Source organism: Curtobacterium pusillum, from assembly GCF_013359865.1.
Lineage (GTDB): Bacteria > Actinomycetota > Actinomycetes > Actinomycetales > Microbacteriaceae > Curtobacterium > Curtobacterium pusillum.
Genome location: NZ_JABMCE010000082.1, coordinates 64296 through 77158, shown reverse-complemented (window position 1 = coordinate 77158; position 12863 = coordinate 64296). Strand labels below are relative to the sequence as shown.

Genomic DNA, 12863 nt, shown 5'->3' with positions numbered 1-12863 from the left:
TCGGTATCCCAAGCGGAGGAGGTGAGGCGGATGCGCGAACGGAGCGCTCGTGCGTCTCGTGTCCCGGCCCGCGTGGCGTGGCCGATCCTCCAGCGTCGTGAGGAGGACCGCGCGGTCTCGGTCGTCGCGGAGCACCGGTGGAGCATCGCCCTCGTCGGGGCGCCCGGACTCGGCAAGAGCTCGGCCGCCGTCCGGGTCACCGACCGTGTGGCCGCCCGCGACGCCTCCGGCCGGACGCTCGTCGTGCCGATCACCGCGGTGGCGGCCAGCCGGTCGATGCCGTTCGGGGCGGTCGCGGAACGCTTCGGCGAGCTGCCCGGGTCCCTCGCCGAACTCGTCGGTGCCGGTGGCGCCGAGCAGCGCCTGCGCGACTCCGAGGAGCTCGCCGACCGGGACGTGCTCCTCCGCGTGGACGACGCCGACCACCTCGACGCGATCTCCGCGCGGTACGTCGCGTGGCTCGTGCGGGAGCAGGGTGCACGCCTCGTGCTGACCTGCCGCGACTTCACCGCGCTGCCCGAACCCCTGCGCGCCCTGTGGCAGGACGACCTGCTCGAGCGGATCGACCTCGAGCCGCTCGACCTGCACGAGACCTCGTCGCTCATCGCCCAGGCGCTCGGCGCCCAGCTCGAGACGGCTTCAGCCGAGCGGGTGCACCGTGCGACGACCGGCAATCCGCTGTACCTCCGGGAGGTCGTCCGTTCGGCGCTCGCGTCGGGCGCGCTCGAGCAGACGTCCTCGGGGTGGTACTGGCGCGGGCGGGTCACCGCGTCGAGCAGCCTGGCCGACATGTACCGGACGGAACTCGGCTCGCTGCCCGAGGACCTCCGCGACGTCGTCGACATCGTCGCCCTGGCCGATCCGATCCCCCTCGCCCGGCTCATCGGCCTCGTCAGCGGTGGCGATGTCGACCGGGTGGTGGCGCTCGGCCTCGTCCGGATCGACTCGCTCGACGACGGCGCCACGGTCGTCCGTCCGTCGCACCCGCTCGTCGGCGAGGTCGTCCGTGCCCTCGTGCCCGTCGTCCGACGCACGGCGCTGTTCGCCCGCGCGAACGCCTTCCGGACCGACCGTCCCGAGGGTGCTCCGCCGGCCGCCCGGCTCCGCGCCGCGCTGTGGTCCCTCGAGTGCGGCGTGCTGCCGCCGGTCGAACAGTTGCTCGACGCCGCGAAGGTCGCGGTCCGGCTGCAGGAGCACGAGAGCGGGATCGCCCTCACCTCCGCGGCCCTGCGCACGACGCTCAGCCCGACCGATCGGGTCGCCGCGCACTGCCTGCGGTCCCTGGCGCACTCGTACAGCACAGGGCGTGAGGCGGGCCGCACCGACGCCGAGGCCGCCTGGGCCGTCGTCCGGTCGGCCCCGGACGAGGTCGACGACGACGTGGTGCTCGAGGCGTGCGAGACCCTCGCGAACATCCGGCAGTTCCACGACGACGACACCCTGGCGGCGGTCGCGCTCACGGAGGTGGCCGCGCCGTTCGTGTCCGGCGCTGCGTCCGAGCGGCTCCGGCTGCTCCGGCTGGCGCACCTCGGGTGGGGCGGGCGCTTCGACGAGGTCCACGCCGAACTCGAGCGCTCCGGCATCGTGCAGGCCGCCACGGTCCCGCTCACGTTCCTCTGCCTCGCTCCCTGCGCGGTCATGGCGCTCGCGACCGCCGGGCGGCTCGACGACGCCGCTGCCTTCGGGAAGGCCTGCCTCGCGACCGCGGTCGAGCACCTCGAGGACGCCCCCTGGAGCGTGGGCGAGATCGTCTCGGTGATGCACCAGCTGCAGGTGTGGCGCGGCGACATCGCCGACCTCATCACCGAGGTGCCCGTGCGCCGGTCGAGCCCGTACCTGAAGTACGACTTCACCCTCGAACTCATCGGCGAGGGCAACCTCGCCATCGCGCAGCGCCGCTGGGACGATGCCATCGCCGCGTTCTCGGCTGCGTGCGAGCGCTACGACGTCGCCGACCACGGCGGGTTCGCCGCGTACCCCTGGGCACGACTCGCGATGTCCTACGCCTACGCGGGTCGCCCCGAGGAGGCCTCGGCAGCGCTCGAACGCGCCCGGTCGACGCCGCTGCGGGCGATGCGGATCCTCGGCGAGCAGATCGCGGTGACGATCTCGTGGACCGAGGCCGTGCTGGGCAACCCGGCCGGGCTGCGACACGCGGACGAGATCATCGAGCGCGGGACGGCGAGCGGCTCGTGGACGCACGTCATGTACGCGCAGACCCTGCACTACGCGACCGACATGGCGAACGGTCGGGACACCACGGCGTCGCTCGAACGGATGCGCGACGCGGCCGCCCGCGTGGACGGGCCGCTCGCCGGCGCGATCGTCGAGTACGCCGATGCGGTGCGTGCCGACGACCGCACCCGCATCATCGCCGCGCAGGGCGTGCTGGCGAGCCACGGCATGGCGGTCTCGGCCGGCCGGGTGAAGCCGCGGCTGACGAACCGCGAGTACGAGGTCGCCACGCTCGCGGCGCAGGGCCTCAGCAACCGTCGGATCGCGGAGACGCTCGGACTGAGCGTGCGGACGATCGACGCCCACCTGTCGCGCGTGTTCACCAAGTGGGACCTGCATGCGCGGACGGAACTCGGCGAGCTGCTGTAGCCGTTCGACGGCGCTGCTTCGTTGCCGAATGCAGCACGACTCGCCGGACCGGTTGACACCCCATCACGAATTTCGCGTACCTTTGTCCTGTCGCCGGGTTCGGACCCGTTCGGGTCGGGTCCGAATCCCGGCGACTTCTCCCACGGTATTCGCCGGGTCGGTGACGTCACATCAGTAGGCGCTACCTAATTCGCTGCGTCGCACGGGACGGATGCGTGGCGACTCAGACGCTCAGTCGCACCGGCAGGAACGCCGTCAGGTCCGCACGTGAACCGGACGCGCTGATCCGCGACTGCGCGACCGCTTCGTCCCAGCGCAGCTCACCGGTGGCGAGCGCCAGCCACGTCGACGCGTCCGTCTCGACCACGTTCGGCGGCGTCCCACGGGTGTGCCGCGGGCCGGGTACGGCCTGGACGGCCGCGAACGGCGGGACCCGCACCTCGACGCTGTTGCCGGGGACGTCCTCGGCGAGGCGCTGCAGCGACCAGCGGACGGCCGTCGCGAGTGCGGGCCGGGCCGTCGTCCCCTGCTGCACGGCGACGAGAGCAGCCCGCCCCTCCGCGTCCTCGATCCTCCTCGGTGGCATGTCCACAGGCTAGCCGCCGCATCGCGAGCGGCGAGTGCGGCTCGGTAGGGTGATCGGGTGCGAATCCTCGTCCTCGGTTCCGGTGCCCGCGAGCACGCGATCATCACGGCCCTGCTGGCTGAGCAGGCCGGTCACGTCATCACGGCAGCGCCCGGCAACGCCGGCATCGCCGCGGACGTCGAGACCGTCTCCCTCGACCCCACGAACGGCGCCCTCGTCGCGGAGTACGCGCTCGAGAACGACGTCGAGCTCGTCGTCGTCGGCCCCGAGGCGCCGCTCATCGCCGGGGTCGCCGATCCGGTCCGCACGCGGGGCATCCCGGTGTTCGGCCCGAGCAAGGCGGCCGCGCAGCTCGAAGGATCGAAGGCGTTCGCGAAGCGGATCATGTCCGAGGCCGACGTGCCCACCGGGCGTCCGGTGTACGCGGGCACGGTGGACGAGGCCGTCGCCGCGATCGACGAGCTCGGTGCCCCCTACGTGGTGAAGGCGGACGGGCTCGCCGCCGGCAAGGGCGTCCTCGTGACCGAGGACCGTCAGGCGGCGATCGACCACGCGACGTACTGGCTCCAGCACGGGCACGTCGTGGTCGAGGAGTTCCTCGACGGAGAAGAGGTCTCGCTGTTCTTCCTGAGCGACGGGCACGACGTCCGCCCGCTCAGTCCCGCGCAGGACTACAAGCGCCTCGGGGACGGCGACGCCGGGCCGAACACGGGCGGCATGGGCGCCTACTCGCCGCTGCCGTGGCTCGCCGACCGCTGGCCCTCCGAGCGGGCCTTCGTGGAAGAGGTCACCGACCTCGTCGCCCTGCCGACCGTCCGCCGACTCGAGCACGAGGGCACGCCGTTCGTCGGCCTGCTCTACTGCGGCCTCATCGTCACGGAGCAGGGCGTGCGGGTCATCGAGTTCAACGCCCGCTTCGGCGACCCGGAGACCCAGGTCGTCCTCCCCCGCCTCGCGACCCCGCTGAGCAGCCTGATGCTCGCCGCCGCCACCGGGCAGCTCGCGTCCGCTCCGGAGCCAACGTTCCGCCCGGACGCCGCGGTGACGGTCGTGCTCGCGAGCGAGGGCTACCCGGAGAACCCGAGGACCGGACGGCCCATCACCGGCATCGACCGGGCGAACGCACGCGAAGGCGTCTCGGTGGCCCACGCGGCCACCGGGGTGCTCGACGGCGACCTCGTCGCGACGGGCGGCCGCGTGCTGAGCGTCGTCGCCACCGGTTCCTCGTTCTCCGAAGCCCGCGACCGGGCGTACGCCGGCGTCGGGGACATCACGCTCGAGGGTGCGCAGTTCCGCACCGACATCGCCGCGAAGGTCGTCCGGTGACCGCCGCGCCGTCGCTGCCCGGCTGGACGCACGTCTCCTCCGGCAAGGTCCGCGAGCTCTACGTGCCGGAGGGCACCGCCGACATCGCCAGCGCCTCCGAACTCCTGCTCGTCGCGTCCGACCGCGTGAGTGCCTACGACTTCGCACTCGAACCGCCGATCCCGGGCAAGGGCGAGCTCCTCACGCGCCTGTCCCGGTTCTGGTTCGCGCAGCTGGCCGACGTGCCGAACCACCTCGTCGCGCCGTCCGCCGGTGGGACACCGGTGCCCTCCTCGGTGGCAGCGCGTTCGATGCACGTCATGCCGCTCGAGATGTTCCCCGTCGAGTGCGTCGTCCGCGGGTACCTCGTGGGCAGCGGTTGGGCGGAGTACCAGGAGACCGGCAGCGTGTGCGGCGTGCAGCTCCCCGAGGGGCTGTCGAACGGCGATCGGCTCCCGGAGCCGATCTACACGCCGGCGTACAAGGCCCCCCAGGGCGAGCACGACGAGAACATCTCGTTCGAGCAGACCGTCTCGCTGGTGGGGTCGGATGCGGCAAGCGCGCTGCGCGACCTGTCGCTGCGCGTGTACTCCGAGGCGGCGGCGATCGCACTCGAGCGGGGTGTGATCATCGCGGACACGAAGTTCGAGTTCGGACGTGACGCGTCGGGGCGGATCCGGATCGCGGACGAAGTACTGACGAGCGATTCCAGCCGCTACTGGGACGCCCGATCGGGCAACCGCACCGAGAGCTTCGACAAGCAGATCGTGCGGGACTGGCTCAGTGCGCACTGGGACCGGCAGGGCACGCCCCCGGTGCTCCCGGAGTCGATCGTGTCGCGGACGGCCGAGCGCTACCGCGAGCTGATCGACCGTCTCGGCGCCTAGCGACACCGCCCCATGGGTCCGCACGGGCCGCCGTCCTCGATCGTGACAGATGTCACGGTGCGGTCGTGACGTCCGGCAGAGGTGGGGCGCCCGGCACCACGCGAGGCTGGAGCCATGAACACACCGGTCATCCAGCTCCGCGGCCTCCGCAAGCGCTTCGGCGCCGTGGCCGCGGTCGACGGCGTCGACCTGACGATCCGTCCGGGCGAGGTCGTCGCCCTCCTCGGCCCGAACGGCGCGGGCAAGACCACCACGGTCGACCTCGCGCTCGGCCTCTCCACCCCGACCACCGGCGAGGCGCTGCTGTTCGGGGAGGACCCACGCGTCGCCGTCGTCGCCGGCCGGGTCGGCGCGATGCTGCAGGGCGGGGCGCTGCTGCCCGACATGACCGTGCGCGAAGCGGTCGCGCTGGTCGCCGCCGCACACCGTCGACCGATGCCGGTCGACGAGGCCCTCCGCCGCGCCCGGTGCACGGAGATCGCCGGTCGACGGGTCAACAAGCTGTCCGGCGGGCAGCTCCAGCGGGCGCGCTTCGCGGTCGCCGTGGTCTCCGACCCGGACCTCCTCGTCCTCGACGAGCCGACGGCCGCGATGGACGTCGAGGCCAGGCACACGTTCTGGTCCTCGATGCGCGAGTTCACCGACGCGGGCCGCACCGTGGTCTTCGCGACGCACTACCTCGACGAGGCCGACACCTTCGCCGACCGCATCGTCATCATGCGCTCCGGCCGCGTGGTCGCCGACGGCACACCCGCCGAGATCAAGGCGATCACCGCGACGCGCGCGATCCGGTTCTCCGGGGTCGGCCCCGCCGAACACGTCGCGTTGCGCGGTCTTCCGGGCGTGGTGGGCCTGGAGGCGCGGCACGACGCCGTCACGCTCCGCTCGGACCGCAGCGACGAGACGCTCCGGGCCCTCCTCGCCGCGTTCCCGCAGGCGCACGACATCCAGGTGGTCGCCTCGACCATGGACGACGCCTTCCTGGCGCTCACCGCCGAACCCGGCACTGCCGAACCCGTCTCCGGAGGAGTCCTCGCATGACCGCCGTCGCCGCATCCCGCTCCGCCACCGCTCGTTCCACGGCCGGACGTCTCCCGTTCCGGTACGTGTACCTCGAGACGAAGCGGCAGCTCCGCAACGTCCGGGCGATGGTGTTCACCTTCGCCGTGCCGGTGATCATGCTGCTCGTGTTCGGCTCGGCGTTCGGGTCGCAGCTGGACCCGACGACGCACCTGCAGTACCTCGTGGTGACGACTCTGCAGATGGCGTCCTACGGCGCGATGATGGCCGCGCTCAGCCAGGCGTTCGCGATCGTCAACGAGCGGTCGATCGGCTGGAACCGGCAGCTCCGCGTCACACCGCTGTCCGGCTGGGGGTTCATGGTGTCGAAGGTGATCGCGGCGATGGCCTTCGCCGCGGTGTCGATCATCATCACGGTGCTGGTCGCGACCGTCGGGCTGCACGCCTCGCTCGACCCGGCGCACTGGATCGCGGCCGGGTTCGGTATCTGGTGCGGGGTGATCCCGTTCGCGCTCATCGCGATCCTCATCGGGCAGTTCGCCAAGCCGTCCTTCGCACAACCACTCTTCATGGTGGTGTTCATGGGCTTGGCGATCCTCGGGGGCCTGTGGGTCCCGCTCTCGGTCATGCCGGACTGGATGGGGAGCGTCGCGCACCTGCTGCCCTCCTACTGGCTGAACCGCATCGGGCAGACCGGAGCCGGCGCGACCGGATCGTCGGGCATGATCGAGCCCGCGATGGTGCTGGCGGCCTGGGCGATCGTCCTCGCCACGGTGATCGTGTGGCGCTACCGCCGCGACGCCGCACGACAGTGACCGACGGCCCTACGCTGGGACCGATGTCCGAGGCGACCGGAACGGCCGAGGCGCGGGGCGCGGACGGCGCGCCCCGCGCCTCCCGGCCGTCCCAACCGGCCAGAACTGCCCGACCGGCCCCGCGCTCGTTCCCGTGGGCAGTCGCGCCGGGCGCGAGCGACGAGGACATCCGCGTCGGTCGGCGGCGCTGGTACGGCGGAGCGGTGTTCGCGCTGCTCTGGCAGGTGCTCGAGTTCGTCGCCGTGTGGAGCGACGGCCGCGACCTCCGGGACCACGTCTGGTCCTCCGTCGCGCTGTGCGCCTTCTACGCCGTGTACCTGTTCGCGCCGGAGGCGATGTGGCGTCGGAGCCTCCGCGGCCGGGTCGTCGTGGTCGTCGGCGTCGGCGTGCTCGCGGGGCTGCTCCTGCTCGTCGTGGGCCCTCTGGCGGTCTGGACGTGGCTGCTCGTCGCCGCCCTGTCCGGGTTCGTCGCGCAGCGGTTCTGGGTCTCCGGCGTGATCGTCCTCGCGATCATCGGAGCGCAGTTCCTCGTGGCGGCGACGCGGGGGTGGGATGCCTCGGTGGACAGTGGCATCCTGTTCGCCCCCGTCGTCACGGTGTCCGTCGGCGCTTCCATGCTGTTCTTCGGGCGACAGCGCGAGGCCGAGCAGCGCCTCGGCGTCGCGCAGGACGAGATCACCCGGCTCGCCGTCGTCGAGGAACGCGCACGGTTCTCGCGTGACCTGCACGACGTCCTCGGCCACTCGCTCACCATCGTGGCCATGAAGTCCGAACTCGCCGCCCGCCTGGTGGAGATCGACCCCGCCCGGGCGAAGGCGGAGATGCACGACGTCGAACGGCTCTCCCGCGAGGCCCTGCAGGGACTCCGGCACGCCGTCAGCGGCTACCGGGAGGCCGACCTCGACGCCGAACTCGTCTCGGCCCGGGCGGCGCACTCGGCCGCGGGGATCGATGCCGTCCTCCCGCCGGACGGGAACGCTGCGGCCGACGACGTGCGCAGCCTGTTCGCGTGGGTCCTGCGCGAGGGCGTCACGAACGTCGTCCGGCACTCCTCCGCCGCCCGGGTGCGGGTGTCGCTCACGCGGACCGCGCTGACGATCGACGACGACGGGACGGGGCCGGTCGGTTCGGTGCCCTCCGGTGCCGAGTCGTTCACCGTCACCGGAGGCAACGGGCTGCGCGGCCTGCGAGAGCGGGCGGACGCCGTCGGGGCGGCCCTGACCACCGGCACGAGCGACCTCGGCGGGTTCCTGCTCCGGGTCGAGCGGGGCGGACGATGACCGAGACGATCAGGGTCCTGCTCGCCGACGACCAGGCGCTCGTCCGCGGAGCCCTCGCCTCGCTGCTGTCGCTCGAACGGGACATCGACGTGGTTGCACAGGTCGCCCGCGGTGACGAGGTGCTCGACGCCGCCCGTTCCTCCGACGCCACGGTCGCCCTGCTCGACGTCGAGATGCCCGGCGCCGACGGCCTCACCGCCGCGGCGATGCTCGCCCGGGAACTCCCGACCTGCCGATCGCTCATCGTGACCACGTTCGGACGGCCCGGGTACCTCCGCCGTGCGCTCGAGGCCGGGGCCGCTGGCTTCGTCGTGAAGGACACCCCCGCCGAACAGCTCGCCGACGCCGTCCGCCGAGTCGCCGGTGGCTTCCGCGTCGTGGACCCCGTGCTCGCCGCCGAGTCGCTCGCCGCCGGACCGTCGCCGCTCACCCCGCGGGAGACCGACGTGCTCATCGCGTTCCGCACGGCGCCGACCGTGGCCGGGGTGGCCGGCGCGCTGCACCTGTCCGAGGGCACGGTGCGGAACCACCTGTCGTCGGCGATCGGGAAGACGGCGGCGCGGAACGCCACGGAAGCGCTCCGGATCGCGGCGGACAACGGCTGGCTGCTCGGGTCGGCGTGAGGTCGCGGTTGCGGTCGGCGTGCGGTCACGGTCGGCGTGCGGTCACGGTCGGCGTAGCCTTGTCGACGTGTTCCGTCGTGTCGTCCCCGTGTTCGTCCTCGGCGCCGCCGCGGTCCTGACGCTCGCCGGCTGCGGCGCCCACGACTCCACCGGCCAGGTCTCCGTCACGGTCTCTCCGAACGCCGCCGACCATGCGTACGAGGTGAAGGTGTTCACCGCTTCCACCGGCAAGCTCTCCGAGCACCAGCGGGTGTTCCCCGGCGGCACCGCGGACTTCGCAGGAGTCCCCCTCGGCGAGGTCACGATCCGCGCGGGCGAGCTCTGCCCGCAGAAGACGACCGTCACGAACGACGCGGTCGCCAGCGTCACCCTGACGACGACGGGCTGCTGACGACGGCGACCCGGTCAGGACGGGTCCGGCACCCGATCCCACACGTCGCCGTACCGTGACAGGACCGTCCACCGCGACACCGGCCACGTCGTGACGAACGCGCGCCCGACGACGTCCGACACCGGCACCGTCCCGTGTGCCCGGGAGTCGGCTGAGTCGTACCGGTTGTCGCCCATCACCCAAAGCTGACCCTTCGGCACCGTGACGGAGAAGTCCTGCAGCGAGACCCGGTCGGAGCCCGGCTGGAGGACCACGTACGACTCGTCGACCGCATGCCCGTTCACCGACAGCCGCCCCCGCGCGTCGCAGCACGAGACGGTGTCGCCGGGCAGCCCGATCACCCGCTTGATGAGGTCGTCCCCCTGCCCCGTGCCGAGCCAGCCGCCCGGGTCCTGGAACACGACGACGTCCCCGCGCTGCACCGGCACGACGCCGGGCACGAGCTCGTTGACGAGCACCCGGTCACCGATGAGGAGCGTGTTCTCCATCGACGCCGAGGGGATGTAGAACGACCGGACGAGGTACGTCTTCACCAGGAACGACGCCAGCAGCGCCGCGACGACGATGATGACGAGGTCGCGGAGGAACTTCCACCCCGCACGCTTCCGGGGCTCCGCGCTGTGCGCCGGGACGGTCTGCTCGCTCAATGCGTCAGCACCACCTTCACGAATCCGAGGACGAAGGCGACCGCGGCGAGCACGATGCCGCCCCAGAGGCCGAGGAACGTGGGGCGCTTCCCGCTGAACCGCTGCATGAACACGCCGACCATGCCGATGCGGACGACGAGGATCACGAGCGCCGCGGTCTGCGCCCAGGGCGCGGGGAGCCAACCGATCCACGCCACCGCGTACAGCACGGCGGGGATCAGGCCGGACGTCGCGATCGGGTTCGCGTTGCGCACGATGGTCAGGACCGACTCACGGCGGGCATCGTCCGACGCGGAGTCGTCGTCGCCGAAGCCGTGCGCGACGAGGTGCGAGAGCACGTGCGCGAGGTACGTGAGCACGGCGGTCCCGAGGACCGCCCAGACCGCCGACCCGTGGTGGATCGCGTCCGGGTCGACCGCGATCGCCGCTGCGAGCACCGTGATGTTGCCGTAGATGTAGGACGACATCCGGTCGCGCATCTGCTCGATGCCCATGCCGGCCGGAAAGTCGCCGCCGCCGTCCGGTCGGCCGCCCCGACGGCCTCGGGGCCGGTCCGGCGGTCGTCGTGTGCGTGGCATCCCTCCATCTTGGCCCCCGTCTGCACGGCTCCGCCGACAGGACACCGAGTGCGATGCCATGGCACAGGGTGCGGGCGCGATCACCCCCAGCATTTAGTTGACGTGTCACCTAGATCGGCGCACACTGGACCCGTGAACACGATGGACCTCCTCGCCGCCGACACCGGGATGGGCGCCGTGACGCTCCGGGTCGCGGACCTCGACCGGATGATCGGCTACTACCGCGAGGGCGTGGGGCTCTCCCTCCTGTCGAACGAGGGCGGCGTCGCCGTGCTCGGGCGCGGCACGACGCCCATCGTGGTCCTCGAACACGCACCGTCGATGCGGCACGCCGGCGCCCACGAGGCCGGGCTGTTCCACACCGCGATCCTCTTCGACACGAAGGCCGACCTCGCCGCTGCGCTCTACTCCGTCGCGACGAAGTACCCGCAGACGTTCACCGGCAGCGCCGACCACCTCGTCAGCAACGCCTTCTACTTCACCGATCCCGAGGGCAACGGCGTCGAGCTGTACTGGGACCGCGACCGGACCGAGTGGTCCTGGACGCACGGCATGGTCGACATGGCGACGATCGCCCTCGACCCGAACGAGTTCCTGCGGGAGCACCTGACACAGGACGCGCTCGACGGCGCCGGTGCGCGTCCGGGGCGCGTCGGGCACGTGCACCTGTCCGTCGGCGACGTGGCCGGAGCGAAGGAGTTCTACGTCGACAAGCTCGGTTTCGCCACCACCGCCGGCTGGGGCGAGGCACTGTTCGTCAGCGCGGGCGGGTACCACCACCACATGGCCATGAACACGTGGAACTCCCGTGGGGCCGGGCGCCGCCGGCTCGCCCTCGGCCTGGGGCTCGTCCGGATCGAGGTGCCCGGCGCGGACGACCTCGGCGCGCTCATCGCGCGGATGCACGACACGGGCGTGCAGACGGCCGACGACGGGCGGACGGTCGCGTTCGAGGACCCGTGGGCGAACCGCATCGAGGTGACCGCGCCCGACCGCGGCTGACGGCGCTGCCCGCGGTGCCGGTCATGGTCAGCGGGCACGGAAGTAGCGGTGCAGCGACCGTTCGCGGACGGACGTCGCGGCGAGCGCTCCACCGACCAGCGTCCCGACGACCCCGACAACGGCTACTGCGACTGCCGCGGTCACGATCGGCACCGCGTCGTCCGCCGGCAGCCCACGCACGATGATCGTCGCAGTCGCCACCGCGGCGAGCGCCGCCGCCGAGGCCCACACGAGGTGCTGCAGGACGATCCCGGCCACCTGCGCGCTCCTGGGCACTCCCACGTGCAGGTCCGACGCGAGCGACAGGCGCCGACGCATCACGGCGGCGGCCCCCACAGCGGTACCTGTCGCGCCGGCCACGGCCATGGGCACGACCGCCGGTACGTCCCCCGAGCGGACGAACGTCTCCCCGAGCCGCGGGTTCAGCTGCCCCACGGTCGGCCGGTCCTCCCCCTCCGCACCGGTCGCCGGCAGGACCGCCCGACGGAGCATCGGCACCGTGTCGTCGCGCAGCGGCCACACCGTCACCCAGCACGCATCGAACGGCTCGCCGTCGTCCGCGGTCGGGGCGAGGAGCGCGTACTCGAGGTCCGGATCGCGCCCATCGTCCGGGTACGCGTACACCCCGGTCACCGTGACGGTGGAACCGGAGGTCATCGCGAGGTCGTCGCCGGGACCGAGCCCCAGGGCATCGTGCACGGCTGGTGAGAGGACGACCCCGACCGAGCCGGCGGACTCCGGCACACCGAGAACGCCGAGCACACCGACCGTCACCTCGTACGTCGGGACCGCCGACCGCGGCAGCGCAGCGGGCACCGCGCCCTGTTCCAGTCGGCGGAGCGCTCCGGACGCGATGACGCCTTCCGAACCCCCGAGCGCGTCGCACACCCGCCCGTCGATCCGCCCCTCGGCGCGCTGCACGGTCGTCGCGGCTCCGCTCGCCACGTAGCGGGTCGCCGCACGAACGTCCGCCACGACGCCCATCGCACGGAGCCCCACGATCCCGGCGAGGAGCACGGCGAGGACGACCGCGGCCGTGGCCGCCCACGCCGCGCCCGACGCGATGTCCCGCCACGCCTCGCGAACGACCTCACTCGATCGCATCCGACACCCGGGCGCCCGTGT

13 protein-coding genes are annotated in these 12863 nt (G+C 72.5%); 9 read left to right on the top strand and 4 right to left on the bottom strand.

Features of this window, described 5'->3' with window-relative positions; genetic code table 11:
- Positions 1-30 precede the first annotated feature (30 nt).
- Positions 31-2604 carry a helix-turn-helix transcriptional regulator gene (locus HP507_RS12385; protein ID WP_217508759.1) on the top strand — a complete coding sequence of 858 codons (2574 nt, stop codon included), beginning with the start codon at positions 31-33 and terminating at the stop codon, positions 2602-2604.
- A gap of 223 nt (positions 2605-2827) precedes the next feature.
- Here the strand turns inward: HP507_RS12385 and HP507_RS12380 are convergent, their stop codons facing one another.
- Entirely contained in the window at positions 2828-3190 is a 363-nt protein-coding gene (locus HP507_RS12380) for a sterol carrier family protein (RefSeq protein WP_175352095.1), read from the bottom strand.
- Between the two features lie 57 nt (positions 3191-3247).
- Here HP507_RS12380 and purD point away from each other — a divergent pair, with 57 nt between their 5' ends.
- The 7 genes from purD (at position 3248) to HP507_RS12345 (ending at position 9511) form a co-directional block, all read left to right on the top strand.
- Entirely contained in the window at positions 3248-4516 is a 1269-nt protein-coding gene (gene purD, locus HP507_RS12375) for a phosphoribosylamine--glycine ligase (protein WP_175352094.1), read from the top strand.
- Positions 4513-5382 (top strand): phosphoribosylaminoimidazolesuccinocarboxamide synthase, encoded by an 870-nt coding sequence (locus tag HP507_RS12370; RefSeq protein WP_175352093.1) that lies wholly within the window; start codon positions 4513-4515, stop codon positions 5380-5382. Before purD ends, HP507_RS12370 begins: the two co-directional genes overlap by 4 nt.
- Positions 5383-5496: 114 nt before the next feature.
- Positions 5497-6423: an ABC transporter ATP-binding protein gene (locus tag HP507_RS12365; protein ID WP_175352092.1), complete on the top strand. Its 927-nt coding sequence runs from the start codon at positions 5497-5499 to the stop codon at positions 6421-6423.
- Positions 6420-7217 (top strand): ABC transporter permease, encoded by a 798-nt coding sequence (locus HP507_RS12360; RefSeq protein WP_175352091.1) that lies wholly within the window; start codon positions 6420-6422, stop codon positions 7215-7217. Before HP507_RS12365 ends, HP507_RS12360 begins: the two co-directional genes overlap by 4 nt.
- Positions 7218-7240: 23 nt before the next feature.
- Positions 7241-8497 (top strand): sensor histidine kinase, encoded by a 1257-nt coding sequence (locus tag HP507_RS12355; protein WP_175352090.1) that lies wholly within the window; start codon positions 7241-7243, stop codon positions 8495-8497.
- The gene (locus tag HP507_RS12350; protein ID WP_175352089.1) at positions 8494-9120 is read left to right on the top strand and encodes a response regulator transcription factor; all 627 of its coding nucleotides are present in this window, start codon (positions 8494-8496) and stop codon (positions 9118-9120) included. The genes HP507_RS12355 and HP507_RS12350 overlap by 4 nt, the downstream gene beginning before the upstream one ends.
- Positions 9121-9187: 67 nt before the next feature.
- Positions 9188-9511: a hypothetical protein gene (locus tag HP507_RS12345; protein WP_175352088.1), complete on the top strand. Its 324-nt coding sequence runs from the start codon at positions 9188-9190 to the stop codon at positions 9509-9511.
- 14 nt (positions 9512-9525) lie between these two features.
- On the opposite strand, the gene lepB is transcribed toward HP507_RS12345, so the two are convergent.
- Together lepB and HP507_RS12335 are read right to left on the bottom strand one after the other, a co-directional pair.
- Positions 9526-10158: a signal peptidase I gene (gene lepB, locus HP507_RS12340; RefSeq protein ID WP_175352087.1), complete on the bottom strand. Its 633-nt coding sequence runs from the start codon at positions 10156-10158 to the stop codon at positions 9526-9528.
- Positions 10155-10652, bottom strand: a complete 498-nt coding sequence (locus HP507_RS12335; RefSeq protein WP_175352086.1) for a hypothetical protein — start codon at positions 10650-10652, stop codon at positions 10155-10157. Before HP507_RS12335 ends, lepB begins: the two co-directional genes overlap by 4 nt.
- Before the next feature lie 225 nt (positions 10653-10877).
- Between HP507_RS12335 and HP507_RS12330 the strand changes: the two genes are divergently transcribed.
- Positions 10878-11738: a VOC family protein gene (locus HP507_RS12330; RefSeq protein ID WP_254701096.1), complete on the top strand. Its 861-nt coding sequence runs from the start codon at positions 10878-10880 to the stop codon at positions 11736-11738.
- A gap of 27 nt (positions 11739-11765) precedes the next feature.
- Here the strand turns inward: HP507_RS12330 and HP507_RS12325 are convergent, their stop codons facing one another.
- Positions 11766-12842 (bottom strand): hypothetical protein, encoded by a 1077-nt coding sequence (locus tag HP507_RS12325; protein WP_175352085.1) that lies wholly within the window; start codon positions 12840-12842, stop codon positions 11766-11768.
- Positions 12843-12863: the final 21 nt, after the last annotated feature.

What these genes read in the sequence shown, in the direction of transcription:
- HP507_RS12330 (WP_254701096.1), top strand. Translation starts at nt 10,878, where the DNA reads ATGGACCTCCTCGCCGCCGACACCGGGATGGGCGCCGTGACGCTCCGG.
- HP507_RS12355 (WP_175352090.1), top strand. Translation starts at nt 7,241, where the DNA reads ATGTCCGAGGCGACCGGAACGGCCGAGGCGCGGGGCGCGGACGGCGCG.
- HP507_RS12325 (WP_175352085.1), bottom strand. Translation starts at nt 12,842, where the DNA reads ATGCGATCGAGTGAGGTCGTTCGCGAGGCGTGGCGGGACATCGCGTCG.
- HP507_RS12350 (WP_175352089.1), top strand. Translation starts at nt 8,494, where the DNA reads ATGACCGAGACGATCAGGGTCCTGCTCGCCGACGACCAGGCGCTCGTC.
- HP507_RS12365 (WP_175352092.1), top strand. Translation starts at nt 5,497, where the DNA reads ATGAACACACCGGTCATCCAGCTCCGCGGCCTCCGCAAGCGCTTCGGC.
- HP507_RS12385 (WP_217508759.1), top strand. Translation starts at nt 31, where the DNA reads ATGCGCGAACGGAGCGCTCGTGCGTCTCGTGTCCCGGCCCGCGTGGCG.
- HP507_RS12335 (WP_175352086.1), bottom strand. Translation starts at nt 10,652, where the DNA reads ATGGGCATCGAGCAGATGCGCGACCGGATGTCGTCCTACATCTACGGC.
- HP507_RS12360 (WP_175352091.1), top strand. Translation starts at nt 6,420, where the DNA reads ATGACCGCCGTCGCCGCATCCCGCTCCGCCACCGCTCGTTCCACGGCC.
- HP507_RS12380 (WP_175352095.1), bottom strand. Translation starts at nt 3,190, where the DNA reads ATGCCACCGAGGAGGATCGAGGACGCGGAGGGGCGGGCTGCTCTCGTC.